This window comes from Bacillus sp. VA15 (genome assembly GCF_055721145.1).
Genome location: NZ_JBVQPQ010000005.1, coordinates 278,856 through 295,359, shown reverse-complemented (window position 1 = coordinate 295,359; position 16,504 = coordinate 278,856). Strand labels below are relative to the sequence as shown.

17 protein-coding genes, 2 tRNA genes, 2 rRNA genes and 1 pseudogene are annotated in these 16,504 nt (G+C 42.5%); 17 read left to right on the top strand and 5 right to left on the bottom strand.

Features of this window, described 5'->3' with window-relative positions; translation table 11 throughout:
* The 9 genes from AC0DBE_RS15190 to tsaD form a co-directional block, all read left to right on the top strand.
* Positions 1-129, top strand: a 23S ribosomal RNA gene (locus AC0DBE_RS15190); the annotation flags it as partial.
* Between the two features lie 54 nt (positions 130-183).
* Positions 184-299 (top strand): 5S ribosomal RNA (gene rrf / locus AC0DBE_RS15185).
* Positions 300-321: 22 nt separating this feature from the next.
* Positions 322-398 (top strand) — tRNA-Met (locus AC0DBE_RS15180).
* A 61-nt stretch (positions 399-459) separates the two neighbouring features.
* Positions 460-536 (top strand) — tRNA-Asp (locus tag AC0DBE_RS15175).
* Positions 537-716: 180 nt separating this feature from the next.
* Complete coding sequence (thiL, locus tag AC0DBE_RS15170) at positions 717-1,694, top strand: thiamine-phosphate kinase (RefSeq protein WP_472962733.1); 978 nt, start codon at positions 717-719, stop codon at positions 1,692-1,694.
* 14 nt (positions 1,695-1,708) lie between these two features.
* Entirely contained in the window at positions 1,709-2,185 is a 477-nt protein-coding gene (gene tsaE / locus AC0DBE_RS15165; protein ID WP_014112873.1) for a tRNA (adenosine(37)-N6)-threonylcarbamoyltransferase complex ATPase subunit type 1 TsaE, read from the top strand.
* Complete coding sequence (gene tsaB / locus AC0DBE_RS15160; RefSeq protein WP_242734569.1) at positions 2,166-2,855, top strand: tRNA (adenosine(37)-N6)-threonylcarbamoyltransferase complex dimerization subunit type 1 TsaB; 690 nt, start codon at positions 2,166-2,168, stop codon at positions 2,853-2,855. Before tsaE ends, tsaB begins: the two co-directional genes overlap by 20 nt.
* A 9-nt stretch (positions 2,856-2,864) precedes the next feature.
* Entirely contained in the window at positions 2,865-3,320 is a 456-nt protein-coding gene (gene rimI / locus AC0DBE_RS15155) for a ribosomal protein S18-alanine N-acetyltransferase (protein ID WP_472962731.1), read from the top strand.
* Positions 3,313-4,353, top strand: a complete 1,041-nt coding sequence (gene tsaD, locus AC0DBE_RS15150; RefSeq protein ID WP_014112876.1) for a tRNA (adenosine(37)-N6)-threonylcarbamoyltransferase complex transferase subunit TsaD — start codon at positions 3,313-3,315, stop codon at positions 4,351-4,353. The genes rimI and tsaD overlap by 8 nt, the downstream gene beginning before the upstream one ends.
* A 226-nt stretch (positions 4,354-4,579) precedes the next feature.
* Here the strand turns inward: tsaD and AC0DBE_RS15145 are convergent, their stop codons facing one another.
* On the bottom strand, positions 4,580-6,508 hold the full coding sequence (locus AC0DBE_RS15145) for an ABC-F family ATP-binding cassette domain-containing protein (RefSeq protein ID WP_472962729.1): 1,929 nt from the start codon (positions 6,506-6,508) through the stop codon (positions 4,580-4,582).
* A gap of 125 nt (positions 6,509-6,633) precedes the next feature.
* Between AC0DBE_RS15145 and moaC the strand changes: the two genes are divergently transcribed.
* Genes moaC through tatC form a run of 4 tightly spaced genes read left to right on the top strand, consistent with a single transcriptional unit; the run spans position 6,634 to position 8,756 of the window.
* Complete coding sequence (gene moaC / locus AC0DBE_RS15140; RefSeq protein WP_014112879.1) at positions 6,634-7,146, top strand: cyclic pyranopterin monophosphate synthase MoaC; 513 nt, start codon at positions 6,634-6,636, stop codon at positions 7,144-7,146.
* Positions 7,143-7,790 carry a redox-sensing transcriptional repressor Rex gene (locus tag AC0DBE_RS15135; protein WP_003225686.1) on the top strand — a complete coding sequence of 216 codons (648 nt, stop codon included), beginning with the start codon at positions 7,143-7,145 and terminating at the stop codon, positions 7,788-7,790. The genes moaC and AC0DBE_RS15135 overlap by 4 nt, the downstream gene beginning before the upstream one ends.
* A 21-nt stretch (positions 7,791-7,811) precedes the next feature.
* Positions 7,812-7,985, top strand: coding sequence for a sec-independent protein translocase protein TatAY (gene tatAY / locus AC0DBE_RS15130; protein ID WP_003225684.1), 174 nt, complete (start codon positions 7,812-7,814; stop codon positions 7,983-7,985).
* A 6-nt stretch (positions 7,986-7,991) separates the two neighbouring features.
* Positions 7,992-8,756, top strand: a complete 765-nt coding sequence (tatC, locus tag AC0DBE_RS15125; RefSeq protein ID WP_472962727.1) for a twin-arginine translocase subunit TatC — start codon at positions 7,992-7,994, stop codon at positions 8,754-8,756.
* A 37-nt stretch (positions 8,757-8,793) separates the two neighbouring features.
* On the opposite strand, the gene AC0DBE_RS15120 is transcribed toward tatC, so the two are convergent.
* Complete coding sequence (locus AC0DBE_RS15120) at positions 8,794-8,985, bottom strand: YdiK family protein (RefSeq protein ID WP_003225680.1); 192 nt, start codon at positions 8,983-8,985, stop codon at positions 8,794-8,796.
* On the bottom strand, positions 8,982-9,716 hold the full coding sequence (locus AC0DBE_RS15115; RefSeq protein WP_014112881.1) for a CPBP family intramembrane glutamic endopeptidase: 735 nt from the start codon (positions 9,714-9,716) through the stop codon (positions 8,982-8,984). Before AC0DBE_RS15115 ends, AC0DBE_RS15120 begins: the two co-directional genes overlap by 4 nt.
* A 238-nt stretch (positions 9,717-9,954) precedes the next feature.
* Between AC0DBE_RS15115 and groES the strand changes: the two genes are divergently transcribed.
* Together groES and groL are read left to right on the top strand one after the other, a co-directional pair.
* Positions 9,955-10,239 (top strand): co-chaperone GroES, encoded by a 285-nt coding sequence (gene groES, locus AC0DBE_RS15110; RefSeq protein WP_003155970.1) that lies wholly within the window; start codon positions 9,955-9,957, stop codon positions 10,237-10,239.
* Between the two features lie 46 nt (positions 10,240-10,285).
* Complete coding sequence (groL, locus tag AC0DBE_RS15105) at positions 10,286-11,920, top strand: chaperonin GroEL (RefSeq protein ID WP_014112882.1); 1,635 nt, start codon at positions 10,286-10,288, stop codon at positions 11,918-11,920.
* 267 nt (positions 11,921-12,187) lie between these two features.
* On the opposite strand, the gene AC0DBE_RS15100 is transcribed toward groL, so the two are convergent.
* Positions 12,188-12,388: a hypothetical protein gene (locus AC0DBE_RS15100; RefSeq protein ID WP_240508183.1), complete on the bottom strand. Its 201-nt coding sequence runs from the start codon at positions 12,386-12,388 to the stop codon at positions 12,188-12,190.
* Between the two features lie 349 nt (positions 12,389-12,737).
* Between AC0DBE_RS15100 and AC0DBE_RS15095 the strand changes: the two are divergent.
* Together AC0DBE_RS15095 and AC0DBE_RS15090 are read left to right on the top strand one after the other, a co-directional pair.
* Positions 12,738-13,021: pseudogene (locus tag AC0DBE_RS15095) on the top strand (hypothetical protein); the annotation flags it as partial.
* Between the two features lie 144 nt (positions 13,022-13,165).
* Positions 13,166-13,855 carry an alpha/beta hydrolase family protein gene (locus AC0DBE_RS15090; protein ID WP_472962740.1) on the top strand — a complete coding sequence of 230 codons (690 nt, stop codon included), beginning with the start codon at positions 13,166-13,168 and terminating at the stop codon, positions 13,853-13,855.
* 99 nt (positions 13,856-13,954) lie between these two features.
* On the opposite strand, the gene AC0DBE_RS15085 is transcribed toward AC0DBE_RS15090, so the two are convergent.
* Positions 13,955-16,450: an NB-ARC domain-containing protein gene (locus AC0DBE_RS15085; protein ID WP_472962723.1), complete on the bottom strand. Its 2,496-nt coding sequence runs from the start codon at positions 16,448-16,450 to the stop codon at positions 13,955-13,957.
* Positions 16,451-16,504: the final 54 nt, after the last annotated feature.

Sequence of the window (16,504 nt, the reverse complement as noted above, 5' to 3'; positions counted from 1 at the left end):
CCTCAAGATGAGATTTCCCATTCCGCAAGGAAGTAAGATCCCTGAAAGATGATCAGGTTGATAGGTCTGAGGTGGAAGTGTGGCGACACATGGAGCTGACAGATACTAATCGATCGAGGACTTAACCACATTTTGAATGATGTCACACCTGTTATCTAGTTTTGAGAGAACACTCTCAATTTGTTTGGTGGCGATAGCGAAGAGGTCACACCCGTTCCCATGCCGAACACGGAAGTTAAGCTCTTCAGCGCCGATGGTAGTCGGGGGTTTCCCCCTGTGAGAGTAGGACGCCGCCAAGCTTTTATCTTAAATTATTATCATCGCGGGGTGGAGCAGTTCGGTAGCTCGTCGGGCTCATAACCCGAAGGTCGCAGGTTCAAATCCTGCCCCCGCAACCAAATATATAAATGATATAAGAAGTGCCCGAAGGGTGCAGACAAAATCATTTTATACAAATATGGTCCGGTAGTTCAGTTGGTTAGAATGCCTGCCTGTCACGCAGGAGGTCGCGGGTTCGAGTCCCGTCCGGACCGCCATTATTGTAAACGAAACGATCATGTTTTCGTTTTTTTTGTGTTTTCTTTTATTGTATCTTTCTGCTTGGTGTGATAACCAAGCTTTCTTTATATCGGCAATATCTTGGATATTCCAGCAAAATTCGATACACTAGGAAGAGTACATATAGGCATAAGCAGGTTGAAAGGAGGTTTTGGTTCATGGATGAATTTGATTTGATACATAGCATTACTCCGCGGACCATTCACCATTCTTCCGTTGATGTAGGAATAGGTGATGATGCAGCACTCTACACTGCGAAACACGGCGTTCAGGAAATTGTTTGTGTGGATACTATGGTAGAAGATGTGCACTTTAAATTACACTATTCCTCACCTGAAGATATCGGGTATAAGGCGTTAGCCGTTAATATAAGTGATATTGCCGCGATGGGAGGCATTCCTAAATTTTATTTGGTATCACTTGCGGTACCTGCAAAATGGACGGAATCTGAAATCAAGGCAATGTATGAAGGAATGAATGAACTGGCGAAACTATATCATATGGATCTGATTGGCGGCGATACAGTCTCTACCTCTGATAAATTAGTCGTAACTGTCACTGTGATCGGTGAAGTAGAAAAGGGACGAGCTTGTTTGCGCAGCTTGGCAAGACCGAATGATATTGTGTTTGTAACTGGGGAAATTGGTTCATCTGCAGCAGGACTTTCTTTATTATTAGAGGAGAATAATCCTCAAAATTTATTTTTGGACACGGATTACTTTATCAACAGGCATAAACGGCCTCAGCCAAGAGTAAGCGTCGGGAGATTATGCTCGAGTATTAAGCGGGCAGCTTTAAATGATATCAGTGACGGATTAGCTAGTGAACTGAATGAGATTGCAGAAGCCAGCTGTGTTTCAATTGAAATTGATGAAAGCATCCTCCCGGTCCATTCTGACTTGCCTAAGCTTCATTCTAACTGGAAAGAATGGGCTTTGTTTGGCGGAGAGGATTTTGAGCTGACAGGGACTGTTTCAAAGAAGGAATGGGAAGTGTTGAAGCAGGAGTGCGAAAAACGTCAACTGCCCATTACAAAGATTGGCCATGTCAGGGAAAAAACAGAATCCAACGTGATCCTAAAAACAGAAAAAACAACAATGGCCTTAGAGAAAAAAGGATATAATCATTTTAAATAAGACGGGTGACTCGTGTGAAGCAATTAAAGTGGAGAACTGTAAATCCTGAAGAAACAAAAGCGATAGCAAAACTTACGGCATCGTTTGCTAAGCCGGGAGACGTCCTGACATTAGAGGGCGATTTAGGTGCCGGAAAAACGACTTTCACGAAAGGTTTTGCGGAAGGACTTGGCATTACACGTGTTGTAAACAGTCCGACTTTTACAATTATAAAAGAATATAATGATGGCTCACTTCCTCTTTATCATATGGATGTGTATAGAATGGAAGACGAAAGCGAAGATTTGGGACTTGATGAATATTTTCACGGACAAGGTGTCTGTCTCGTTGAATGGGCCCATTTAATTGAAGAACAGCTTCCGCAGGAGCGACTGCAAATTGTCATCAAAAGAGTTGGTGATGATGAGCGGGAAATTACCTTTACTGCTGTCGGGAATCGGTATGAAATGCTTTGTGAGGAGATAAGTAGACATGACAATATTAGCAATTGATACATCAAATTATACGTTAGGCATTGCACTGCTTCGAGAAGATACCGTCATAGCAGAATACATTACATATTTGAAAAAGAACCATTCTGTTAGAGCGATGCCTGCTGTTCATTCATTGCTGAACGAATGTGATATGGCACCGCAGGATCTTTCTAAAATTGTTGTTGCAAAAGGCCCTGGTTCATACACAGGAGTAAGAATAGGTGTGACGCTCGCCAAAACACTTGCCTGGTCTTTACACATTCCGATTTCTGCTGTATCAAGCCTTGAGGCGCTTGCGGCAAATGGCCGGCATTTTGACGGTCTGATCAGTCCTATCTTTGATGCAAGACGGGGACAGGTGTATACAGGTCTGTATGAATACAAAAACGGGCTTTTGGAACAAGTGGTTCCTGATCAAAATGTGATGCTGGCCGAATGGCTGGAGATGCTAAAAGAAAAGGATCGCCCTGTTTTGTTTTTAGGTCATGATACTTCTATTCACAAGCAGATGATAGAGGATGTGCTTGGGACAAAAGGGATTGTTGGAGCTGCTGCTCAGCATAACCCGCGTCCTTCAGAATTGGCTTTTTTAGGGGCGGAAAAAGAAGAAGCTGATGTTCACGGGCTTGTCCCGGATTACTTGCGGCTGGCAGAAGCTGAAGCGAAATGGATTGAAAGTCAAAAGTAGGGTGATAGGATGAAAACAAAAGCAGCTGTCAGAAACATGCGGCTTGATGATATTGATCACGTATACGAAATCGAAACATCCTCTTTTACGTCTCCTTGGACGAAGGATTCGTTTTTTCATGAGCTGATGGAAAATCCGTATGCTCATTATCTTGTGATTGAAAAGGACGGCCATGTTGCTGGGTATTGCGGGATTTGGATCGTGATGGACGACGCCCAAATTACAAATATAGCTATAAAACCCGAGTATCGCGGCAAGTCTTTAGGAGAAACGCTTTTTCGCTCAGCGATTGAACTGTGCAAAGAAAAAGACGCAAGACGGCTTTCGCTTGAAGTGAGGGTTTCTAATCATCCTGCTCAAGGCTTATATAAGAAGTTCGGGATGCAGCCCGGCGGAATAAGAAAGAACTATTATACTGATAACGGGGAAGATGCGTTAATTATGTGGGTGACGATAAATGAGTGAGCAAAAAGAGATTTACGTATTAGGAATTGAAACAAGCTGTGATGAAACAGCGGCAGCTATCGTAAAAAACGGGAAAGAAATTATATCAAACGTAGTAGCCTCTCAAATTGAAAGCCATAAGCGCTTTGGAGGCGTTGTTCCGGAAATTGCTTCCAGACATCATGTTGAGCAAATCACTTTGGTCATAGAAGAGGCTTTTCGTAAAGCTGGCATGACGTATAGTGATATTGATGCGATTGCAGTCACTGAAGGTCCGGGACTGGTGGGAGCGCTTCTTATCGGAGTGAACGCTGCTAAAGCATTGAGCTTTGCGCATAACATTCCGTTAGTTGGCGTCCATCATATAGCCGGTCATATATACGCGAACCGTCTTGTAGAAGAGATTGTGTTCCCGGCACTGGCGTTGGTCGTTTCAGGAGGCCATACGGAATTGGTTTATATGAAGGAGCACGGATCATTTGAAGTCATTGGAGAAACTCTCGATGATGCAGCAGGAGAAGCCTACGATAAAGTGGCGCGAACGATGGGACTGCCGTATCCGGGTGGACCGCAAATTGACAAGCTTGCTGAAAAAGGGAATGACAATATTCCGCTTCCTCGCGCATGGCTCGAAGAAGGCTCTTACAATTTCAGTTTCAGCGGGTTGAAGTCTGCGGTGATCAATACGCTTCATAATGCGTCTCAAAAAGGACAGGAGATTGCTCCGGAAGATTTGTCTGCCAGTTTCCAAAATAGCGTAATAGATGTCTTGGTAACAAAAACGGCGCGTGCGGCAAAGGAATATGGTGTCAAACAAGTCCTTTTAGCTGGAGGAGTAGCTGCAAATAGAGGCCTCAGAGCTGCATTAGAAAAGGAATTTGCCCAGCATGAGGGGATTACGCTTGTCATTCCTCCGTTAGCATTATGTACGGATAATGCTGCGATGATCGCTGCAGCTGGTACAATTGCTTTTGAGAAGGGAATTCGCGGTGCATATGATATGAATGGCCAGCCTGGCCTTGAATTGACTTCTTATCAAAGTCTCACGACCTAACGGAGTGAGGCTTTTTATCTGTTATTAACAGATAATTCTCAATTTATCCACATATCTGTTAGTAATTATGAAGATATCGATGGATAAAGGGCTGAAGACACTGTTAATAAAGTGGATAAATTCAGAATATTTTGTGGATAATGTGTATAAAGCGTTTACTTTGTTTGTTTATAAGGTTATTTTCTGTGGATAAAAAAGCACCTCTAAAAAGAGGTGCTTGACTTTTTTAATCTTCTTCTGTGGATAGTTCTTCCCATTCAGACAAAAGAGTTTCCAGCTCCTGATTGAGTTTCTCGTTGTCTGCATGGATGGCTTGTACCTTTTCATGGTCTTGATAGACTTCCGGATCACATAGCAATTCATCGTTATGACTAATGTTTTCTTCAATAGTTTGAACAGTGGTTTCAATTTCTTCAATCCGGCGGAGCCGTTGGCGCTCTTTCTTTTTCCATTCTTTTTCTTCCTCGTAAGAACGTTTGGAGTCAGACTTTACCGCAGCAGGCGTTTTTTCTATTTCCTCTTGCTGATTCATTTTCTCCAATTCAAGCTGCTCTGTTTTTTTCTCCGTATAATAATCGTAATCTCCCAGATACTCTTCTATATGATTTGAAGAAAGCTCCAATACTCTTGTGGCGATTCTGTTAATAAAATATCTGTCATGAGAGACAAATAACAGTGTGCCTGGATAATCAATCAGCGCGTTTTCAAGAACTTCTTTGCTGTCTAAGTCCAGATGGTTCGTCGGTTCATCAAGGATGAGAAAATTAGCTTTTTGAAGCATCAGCTTAGCAAGGGCCAATCTTGCTTTCTCACCCCCGCTCAGTGAATGGACGGGTTTCAGTACATCATCTCCGGAGAATAAGAAATTGCCGAGACAAGTTCGGATTTCTTTCTCCGGAAGACCAGGGTACTCATCCCACAGCTCATCAAGGACGCGTTTAGAGGAAGTCAGTTCAGCCTGCTCCTGATCATAGTAGCCGACACTGACATTCGAGCCGTATGAGATTGTTCCTTGATCTGGCTTTAGGGTGTCCATTAATGTTTTCAGCAATGTCGATTTACCGATTCCGTTAGGGCCGACAAGAGCGGCGCTTTCTCCTCTTGTGAGCTTGAACGACACTTCTGTTAAAAGCGGCGGCTGGTTTTCATAGCTGATTGTGAGATCCTGAACGCGCAGGACTTCATTTCCGCTCTGTTTTGTAATATCAAAATGAAAGTTTGCGGATTTTTCATCGCCGAGCGGTTTTGACATGACTTCCATTCGCTCCAGCTGCTTTCGGCGGCTTTGCGCTCTTTTTGTGGTAGAAGCTCTCGCAAGATTTCGGTCTACGAAGTCTTGAAGCTTTGCGATTTCATCCTGCTGCTTTTCATACACTTTAAGATCTTTTTCATACTGCGCGGCTTTTTGGTCGAGATAAGCGCTGTAGTTGCCGTGATATTTTTTGCTTTCAGCTCTTGATACCTCGTATACTTGGTTTACTACTTTGTCCAAAAAGTAGCGGTCATGCGAAACGATGAGAATGGCGCCTGAATAGCCTTGCAAATAATGTTCAAGCCAGGTTAGTGTATCAATATCGAGATGGTTTGTCGGCTCATCGAGAATGAGCAAATCAGGCTGTGTTAACAGAAGCTTACCAAGGGCCAGCCTTGTTTTCTGCCCCCCGCTGAGGCTTTGCACCTGTGTTGAATCGTCAAAATGGCTGAAACCAAGTCCGTGAAGCACAGATCTGACATCCGCTTCATATTGATAGCCGCCTTTATCTTTAAATTCCTGCTGAAGCCGGTCATAGGTTTTCATGATGCTTTCCAATTCACCAGGATCAGCTGCCGCCATTTTTTCTTCGATAGCCCGCATTTCCTTTTCCATTGCTTTTAAGTGGTCAAAAACAGTCAGCAGTTCTTCTTTTATGGTAAGCTTAGAATCCAAGCCCGTATGCTGGGCAAGATATCCCATTGTAATATCTTTCGGTTTAATGAGTTCGCCCTTTTCATACGAAAGCTGGCCTGCGATAATTTTAAGCAGCGTGGATTTTCCCGCGCCATTTCTTCCTACAATGGCGACGCGATCACGATTTCTGACTTCCAGCTTTATATTGTTTAAAATAGTATCAGCACCAAATGATTTGGATAGCTGATTAACTTGTAAGATCATCATATTATTTCACCTCTGCTATAATAAGTTAAGTGTAGCTTATGAACCAGAAGTCAGCAAACAATACATTGGCTGAATAAGACATAGAGAAGAAAATAGTGTATGATCTGTTTAAGGAGAGTTTTAATATGAATGGATTTTCTCATTTTAATGAACAGGGCAGAGCCCAGATGGTGGACATCAGCGAAAAATCTTCGACTGTCCGTACTGCGGCGGCTGTTTCAAGCGTACACATGAAAAATGAAGTGTACGAGAAAATACAAAGTCATGATATCGGCAAAGGAGATGTACTGGCTGTTGCGCAGGTGGCAGGCATTATGGCCGCAAAGCAAACGTCGAATATCATTCCGATGTGCCATCCGCTTTCACTGAGCGGGGTAGATATATCGTTTGACTGGAAAATAAAAGAAGCAGAAGTTATACTTCATATAAAAGCACAGGTCAAAACGAAAGGGAGTACAGGTGTGGAAATGGAAGCGCTCACTTCTGCATCGGTGTGCGCTCTTACCGTTTACGATATGTGCAAGGCCCTTGATAAGGGAATGGTCATCGGCCCTACTTTCTTGCTGGAGAAGACAGGCGGGAAAAACGGTGACTTTAAAAGAGAACTATCCGAGTATAATGTGGAGGACCAAAAATGAATAAGGATCAATCAAAAATTCCGCAGGCGACGGCAAAACGGCTGCCGCTTTACTATCGCTTTTTAAAGAATCTGCATGCGTCAGGAAAACAGCGTGTATCATCCGCTGAACTCAGTGATGCCGTAAAGGTTGATTCTGCCACGATTCGCAGGGATTTTTCCTATTTTGGAGCTCTTGGCAAAAAAGGATATGGATATAATGTGGATTATTTGCTGTCATTTTTCCGAAAAACGCTTGATCAGGATGAGATGACAGATGTCATCTTGATTGGTGTGGGGAACTTGGGAACGGCATTTCTTCACTATAATTTCACAAAAAATAATAACACAAAAATTTCTATGGCTTTTGATATAAATGAGAGTAAAATAGGAACTGAGGTAGGCGGCGTGCCTGTCTATAACCTTGACGACCTTGAACAACACGTAAAAAATGAATCAGTTGCCATTCTTACAGTGCCAGCAGTTGCCGCTCAATCCATTACAGACAGATTGGTCGCGTTAGGAATCAAGGGAATCCTTAATTTTACGCCGGCCCGTTTGAATGTGCCGGAACACATTCGAATTCATCATATAGATTTAGCTGTAGAGCTTCAGTCACTGGTTTATTTCTTGAAGCATTATTCAGTTTTAGAGGAAATCGAATAGAGGGAAAGGAGGAGCCCAAATATGCCGATCGGTCCTGGAAGCCTTGCTGTTATCGCAATCGTTGCTCTGATCATCTTCGGTCCCAAAAAGCTGCCTGAACTGGGGAAAGCTGCTGGAGACACACTTCGTGAATTCAAAAATGCTACTAAAGGATTAACGAGTGATGACGAGGAAAAAAAGAAAGAAGATCAGTAAGTTAGGATGACACGAATGAAAGTGAATCAAATGTCGCTGCTGGAACATATTGCTGAGCTTCGAAAACGATTGCTGGTTGTGGCACTGGCATTTGTCGTTTTCTCTATCGCAGGATTTTTTTTAGCGAAGCCCATGATTGTTTATCTGCAAAAAACGGATGAAGCGAAGGAGCTTACGCTTAATGCGTTTAATCTGACAGACCCGCTTTTTGTGTTTATGCAATTCGCGTTTATCATCGGGATTGTCCTGACCTCACCGATTATTCTTTATCAGCTTTGGGCTTTTGTGAGTCCAGGCCTCTATGAGAAAGAGCGCAAAGTAACGCTCAGCTACATTCCGATCTCTATTTTGCTGTTTTTAGCGGGCTTATCTTTTTCATATTATATTTTATTTCCTTTTGTTGTTGATTTTATGAAGCGGATCTCTCAGGATTTGAATGTCAATCAGGTGATCGGAATTAATGAATATTTTCATTTTCTTTTGCAGCTGACGATTCCGTTTGGACTGCTGTTCCAAATGCCGGTCATCCTCATGTTTATGACCAGGCTTGGAATTGTGACACCGATGTTCTTAGCGAAAATCAGAAAGTATGCGTATTTTACGCTGCTTGTGATCGCTGCCCTAATTACACCGCCTGAGCTTTTGTCTCATATGATGGTCACTGTTCCACTGTTGATTTTATATGAAATCAGTATTCTTATATCGAAGGCAGCCTATCGGAAAGCGCAGAAAAGCAGTGCTGCCGATCAGGACGTGTCTTCCGGGCAATAATAAAAAATCCATTTCTCATGAGAGAAATGGATTTTCTTTATTTCTGGTTCTTTTTAATTTTAAATGAAAAGGCGAACATCTTAAAAGAAATGCTGATGTTGTAAGCGGCGAACACCATCAGCAGGATGGAGTAAAATGACCACATGCTGCCTGGCGAGCTTGCGGCAAGATAAGTAAAGATGCACCCTACGGCAAAGTAGATCATTCCCCAAACTACCGGGTTTCTCATAAAAATAATCCTCCAATAATCAATTGCATTTGTGTGCTCTGCTGTTCAAGGTAGTTCTGAACAGGCTCAAGCTGCATGATGACGACAAATGTATTCATCATGACATGGGCGAAAATCGGCACCCATATCCGTTTTGTTCTCGCATATAAAAATGCAAAGGTAAAACCCATTGCTGTATAAAGAAGAAGATGCTTCAAATCAGCGTGAACAATACCGAAAATAACCGAGCTGATCAGTCCGGCAAAGAAGAAATTCGTTTTTTCGTACAGTGTGCCGAAAATGATTTTTCTGAAGATGATTTCTTCTAATATAGGCCCGACGACAGAAGAAACCATAATCATGAGCGGGACTGCCTGAATGACATCCAGAATAGCTTGTGTATTTTCTGATTCTCTTCCGATGCCGAATACATAATATTCAATAGAGCCTGCTATTCCTTGAGAGAAAAGGGCAATGAAAAAACCGGCTATCGCCCAAAGGATAGAAAGTCCGACGGAGTCTTTCCGGCCGTTTCGCAGCGTTGTTTTCGGAACAGTTCTCAGAATGAGCAGAACGACAACGAGACAGGCGATAAAGCTGATAACGGACCATAATCCTTGTGCATGCAGCATATTCTCCTTGGTAGGCTGTCCTCCGGCATAACCGAATTTAAATAACAAGGGAATCCCGATTAATGCGGAAAACTGCATGATGATATATGTCAAAATAATAAACCAATACTGTTTTCTCAAATGGTATGTACTCCTTTGTTAAATGGGTTTCGTTCATCTACAGCTATTGTAACATAATCGGAACGGGGGTGAAAAAGCTAAGGGATAAGGGAGCTGAAAAGAATCATGTAAGCGTGAAAAAATTTTTATCTTATCACTTGAAATTGGAAGGGAGATTCTTTATTATAAGAATTGTGTTAGCACTCTTTAGTGTCGAGTGCTAAAATTACATATTCATACTATTGAGGAGGTTATTACATTGTTAAAGCCATTAGGTGATCGCGTTGTCATTGAACTCGTAGAATCTGAAGAAAAAACTGCCAGCGGAATTGTGTTGCCGGATTCTGCAAAAGAAAAACCGCAAGAAGGCAAAATCGTGGCAGCTGGTTCAGGTCGCGTGTTAGAAAGCGGAGAGCGCGTTGCTTTAGAAGTAAAAGAGGGCGACCGCATTATCTTCTCAAAATACGCAGGTACTGAAGTGAAATACGAAGGTACTGAATACTTAATCTTACGTGAAAGCGACATTTTAGCTGTTATCGGCTAATTCTTAAATAAACAATACTTAAAACATTTGAGGAGGTCTTGTAAACATGGCAAAAGAAATTAAGTTTAGTGAAGAAGCTCGCCGCGCAATGCTTCGTGGTGTCGATGCACTTGCTGATGCTGTTAAAGTAACTTTAGGACCAAAAGGACGCAACGTGGTTCTAGAGAAAAAATTCGGTTCTCCGTTAATCACAAATGACGGTGTAACAATCGCAAAAGAAATCGAACTCGAAGATGCGTTTGAAAACATGGGTGCTAAGCTTGTTGCTGAAGTAGCCAGCAAAACAAATGACGTTGCCGGTGACGGTACAACAACTGCGACAGTTCTTGCGCAAGCAATGATCCGTGAAGGCCTTAAAAACGTAACAGCAGGCGCTAACCCTGTAGGCGTGCGTAAAGGTATGGAAAAAGCTGTAGCGGTTGCGATCGAAAACTTAAAAGAAATTTCTAAGCCAATTGAAGGCAAAGAGTCTATCGCTCAAGTTGCTGCGATCTCTGCTGCTGATGAGGAAGTCGGAAGCCTTATCGCTGAAGCAATGGAGCGCGTAGGAAACGACGGCGTTATCACAATCGAAGAGTCTAAAGGCTTCACAACTGAACTTGAAGTTGTGGAAGGTATGCAATTCGACCGCGGATATGCGTCACCTTACATGGTAACTGACTCTGATAAGATGGAAGCGGTTCTTGACAATCCTTACATCTTAATCACAGACAAAAAAATCACAAACATTCAAGAAATCCTTCCTGTGCTTGAGCAGGTTGTTCAGCAAGGCAAACCATTGCTTCTGATCGCTGAGGATGTTGAAGGCGAAGCACTTGCAACACTTGTTGTGAACAAACTTCGCGGCACATTCAACGCAGTGGCTGTTAAAGCTCCTGGCTTCGGTGACCGCCGTAAAGCAATGCTTGAAGACATCGCTGTCCTTACTGGCGGAGAAGTCATCACAGAAGATCTTGGCCTTGACCTGAAATCTACTCAAATCACACAATTGGGACGCGCTTCTAAAGTTGTCGTTACAAAAGAAAACACAACAATCGTTGAAGGCGCTGGCGAAACAGACAAAATTTCTGCCCGCGTGACTCAAATCCGCGCTCAAGTGGAAGAAACAACTTCTGAATTCGACAGAGAAAAATTACAAGAGCGTCTTGCGAAACTTGCTGGCGGCGTAGCTGTCATCAAAGTCGGCGCTGCAACTGAAACTGAGCTGAAAGAGCGTAAACTTCGCATCGAAGACGCCCTGAACTCAACTCGCGCAGCTGTTGAAGAAGGCATCGTATCCGGTGGTGGTACAGCGCTTGTAAACGTATATAACAAAGTGGCTGCAGTTGAAGCTGAAGGCGATGCTCAAACAGGTATCAACATCGTGCTTCGCGCACTTGAAGAGCCAATCCGTCAAATCGCGCACAACGCTGGTCTTGAAGGATCTGTCATCGTTGAACGCCTCAAAAACGAAGAAATCGGCGTAGGCTTCAACGCTGCAACTGGCGAATGGGTAAACATGATCGAAAAAGGTATCGTTGACCCAACAAAAGTTACACGCTCAGCTCTTCAAAACGCTGCGTCTGTAGCTGCAATGTTCTTAACAACAGAAGCCGTTGTCGCTGACAAGCCAGAAGAAAACGCTGGCGGCGCAGGAATGCCTGATATGGGCGGCATGGGCGGTATGGGCGGCATGATGTAAAACCGACAAAAAACCCTTGATTTACAAGGGTTTGTCGGCAACGGACGTCATTTTTGATGCCCTTTTGATGTTATTTATAAATTTTCGAGGCTTCTCATGAGTTCACCGAACTTGTGAGAAGCTTCTTTTTTTCTGTCTTTTTTGATGTGTAAATAAACCTGTGTAGTATGTACGGGCTTACATGGCATTTATGGACCGAAAACAAAAATTGAAGCGATATTGAAGTAATAAAAAGGTCCCTTGAAATTCAAAGGACCTACAAAAGTTTCAATCATCACTCTTATACCCTTGAATCTCATATTCTTCAGAAGAACCATCCAATACTTCTTGAACAATATTTAAGTATTCATCAGCTTCCTCTACTGAAACAATATCTTCAATGAAATCGGAAAAGTATTCTAGTTCTGTTGGAAGAACTATTATTATGTATCCTAAAGAGTCTTTTTTAAATTCAAATGAATATACCATGATAAATCAGTCTTTCCTTTTTGTTTATTCTTAGTTTACTTTCTCCGTTCATTACTCTTTGTAGAGCTTATCTAATAACTCGGTAAATAGGGTTTAAAAATTATTCGTCCAAACCTTTGTTACTTCTCTCTCTATTGCAGACAGGAGACCATATTGGTATACTCTCATACGACAAAAAAGACCCAGTTATCTAAATAATAGTGCCACCAACACTCTTAGACGGTCTCCCCTAGGAAAGTACTGTCAAAGAGAAATTCTGTTAAAATGTCTATTTGTGCTGCTTTTTTTTAGCTACTAAAAGTTTTCCTTGCAATTAGAAACTAGTCTTTTATGGTAAAGCAACAGAATAATGATATCCGATCCCCAAAAATTCACTGTTGATGGAGTTAGATTCTTGATGAAATCCGTCCCAACTCTATTGAGACAGACAACTCAATTATCAACTCTGATATTATCAAGGAGGACTTAATAGTGCATTTTTCAGAAATGATAGATCGTTTGGCTTTATATGATTTACACAGAAAAAGAAGCAAAGATAAACATTTTGCTGCTGTTTGTAAAGCTGATGTAGTTGATAGAGAGGAATTTTACAGTGCAAATATAGCTGATGTTTCAATTGATTTGAATGAATCTAAAAAAAATTATAGGGTTGGAACGTTTAGTTATGAATCCTTAATTCAATCTGGGAATCTTGTTAATGATACTTTAAAAGGGGAGGTTTTTTTAAATGAAAATGATATAGATCCACCCAATGTCATCTTTGTACACGGCTGGCGCATGGATTCGTACAATAGGATCAAAAAAATATTTCATAATCGTATAATGAACGATTTAGGCTGGAACATGTACTATTATTCTCTTCCATACCATTTTGAAAGAGAACCGGAAAATTCACTGTATAGTGGAGAATTGATGATTAGTGCAAATATTGATCGTACAATTGAGTCGACAAGACAGGCCATTGTAGACTTACGTGCGTTCATTCACTGGATAAAAGCAAATAAAAAAGGCCCTGTTATCATGGTGGGAGTTAGCTTAGGGGGATGGGTTACTAATCTAATTGCTACCCTTGAATCCCAAATAAATGTATTGGTATCAATCTTTTATGCCAATCGCCTTTCTTATTCAATATGGAACACGATCCCAGGTAAATTCATAAGAGAAGAATTAGAACAAAATGGTGTGACATATGAAGATTTAGTGAAGTATTGGGATATCACAGATGCTAGTCAAGCTTTACCGAAAGTTAGTAAAGATAACATTCTGCTGATTTCTGCTAAACATGATCAGTATATTGACTTAAAAGATGCAGATTATTTATGGGAAAGTTGGGGGAAACCAACAAGATATGTCTACAATTGTGGTCATTCAGGTATTGTTCTTTGTCGCAAAAAGCTGGCAAATAATACGCTTTCCTTTATACGAGAAAGAATACATACGGGAAAACCTTGTTCAGTACATTTGTAGACCTTAATAAGAAACGAAAGGCCAACTGAGACTTCAGTTGGCCTTTCCTATTTATAATAAAGAAACTGAGTGAGATTACTGACAGAACTACTATGCGTACTAGTCGTTTTCTTTAATCACCATTTCCAGTTCTTCCACCTCTCTCCGAATATTAATCGCAGGCTCCCACGAATCAATCAAACGAATCGCCCTCTGATTAGCTTCACTCGCCTTCGTTTTCTCTCCTTTACGATATAACAACTGCGCCATCCCATAATCATAATAGATCAATTCAACCTGATTCGCGTTATGTTTGTCATAGAGCATCTGCTCAAAGGCTTCTTCCGCTTTCTCAAACTGGTCACACTTCACGTAAGCCACACCTAAATTAAAATAGGCTTCTATCGTTTTTTCGCCGCCGTACGTAGAGCTGATCTCATTTGCCGCTTCGTATAATTGAATGGCGTATTCGTCATAACCTCTCGCGAAGCTTAAGTCACCGCGAACCAATAGAACCCTATGTTGAATCGTAGGGGAAATTGGTTGATCTTCGATTTCGTTTAAAATGGTCTCTGCTTTTTCCTGTTGCCCGGCTTTTAAAAACAGCCTTGCTTTGAGTGCGTGTCCCCAAACCTTTAGATCGTGAACGTCGTGCTCTGCCGCGTCTGATTGTTCCAGAATCTTTAGGCCGGCTTCAATTTGCTGAAGTGCTCCGTCTAAATCATTGACTTCCGTCAGTGCCCAGCCTGCTGTGTCGATTCGGAAGTACGCTTCTCGTGTGTGTTTGCCTAATAGATGGGCGGCGTCGGCTGCTTTGCTTCCGTATTCGATTCGCAGAGGCAGGTTGATTCTGCTTAAAAAATGGCTGATACGGGTGATGAGTTCGATTAGGATTTCTTTTTGTCCGGTTTCGCTCGCCCATTTGATGACCTTTAAGATGTTTGGCCATTCTTGTTTCATTTGATCTAAATTTCGTCCCAACAAATAGCTCCAATAGATGGAGTTTGGCTGTTCCCGCTTTAATTGGGTTGCGGCATAATCAATATAATAGTGCGCCCACCGGCTGCGGGCTTCTTTTTCATATTCGTGATGTTCGGACAAGTGCTGTTCTCCGTAAGCGACAACGGTTTGATGCGCTAAGTACTGTGTTCTTCCTTCGCTTCGTTCCGGCTGAATCAGAGCAAAAGATCGCATTTGTTCAATTGCGTAATGAAAACGGCGAGCGTCTAATCCGGCCGCTGCCGCCAGACTTTTTTCATCAGGCGGCTTGCTGAAAAAGCAAAGCGTCTGCCATAGCTTTCGTGTATCTTCGTTGCATCTGTCCCATGTGCGGCCAAAGAGGAACTCAAACAATTCCAGCAGAGAGTAGCCCGCTTTTCCGAGCTCGTGAATCAGCTGCTGGGCGGGAATGTCATCGTCTGACATATAGGCGATGCTGAGTGCCATGGCTTTCGGGTTTCCGGCAGTCGCTGAAATGAATTCGTACTTCAGTTCAGACGATAGATGTAACAGCTGCTCCAGCTTTTCCCGCTTATATGGGAGGTTGCATGTTTGTAAGCAGCGGTGCACTTCTTGCTGGAAAAATTCCAAGGCATCTGTTTGGTCAAGGCCGCTCAGCTGGATGGCTGCCATTTCTCCGAAGCTTTCCCGATAGGTTTGCTTTACGTTTTCCCGAGCTGTGAGGAGAACTTTCACGCCTTGCGGAAGGCTGGTGATAAATTCGTGAATCTCACGTTCTGCGGTATCGATGCTGTCAACAATCAGCAGTACTGGTTTTTCTCTAGTGTAATTGGCTAACGCATTGCGGACGACGAACCGTTTTTCATTGATTGATTTATCGATTTGTTCAGCGCGTCCGAGCTGATAGGCGATCGTATTTAAAAAATCGCTAAAGCTTAAGCCTTTCCAATCGGCGCTGACCCAGATAATGCTGTTGAATGCCGGCCAATCTGAAGTATCGTCGACACAGGAATAGGCAGCTTCAAGAGCGATTGTGGTTTTACCCATGCCGGCCCAGCCGGTGATTAAACAGACTGGTGACGGAGAAAGCATCCATTGCCGTATCGCTTCCATATCAAAGCTGCGTCCGATAAAGCTTCCGGACCAGCGTGAGGGGAGGTTATGCGTGATAGGCTGTTCTGTAAGCGTATTCGTTTTTTGGACGGAGATATCATGAAACAGCCGTTTTACTGCTATTTCAATATCGTCATCACTCGGAGCTCCAAATGATCCATCTTTTCCTAGTGTTTTTGCTTTTTTAAGACAAGATGCTACCCATACAGGCAATGCGGGTTTGATGACAGGGATAGTGGTGGTTTCCAGCAGGTTGGTCAACCACTCGATATCCAAGTCGGTCTTTTCGAGAATGATCCAGATCATTCCGAACAGTTTTCCGTCGTCGATTCTCCCGGGAATATAGTTTGCCCCCATCTGTCCGATCCAGCTTTTGATCGTGTTAGAGGAAACCCCCAGCTGGAGTGCGATTTTATCTATATAAGACTGTCCTGTTTTTTCGTTCTTTTTCCTTCTGACTTTATAATCAGGATGAAGTTTTAGCGTTTTGACGCCAGGTGCCAGCAGTTGTGCAAATTGTTTTCGGTTTTCAAGTTCAGCCATAAGCCTGCACCTCCTATTAGTACTATTTTATCAATCCAGCGTTTTTTGTATATG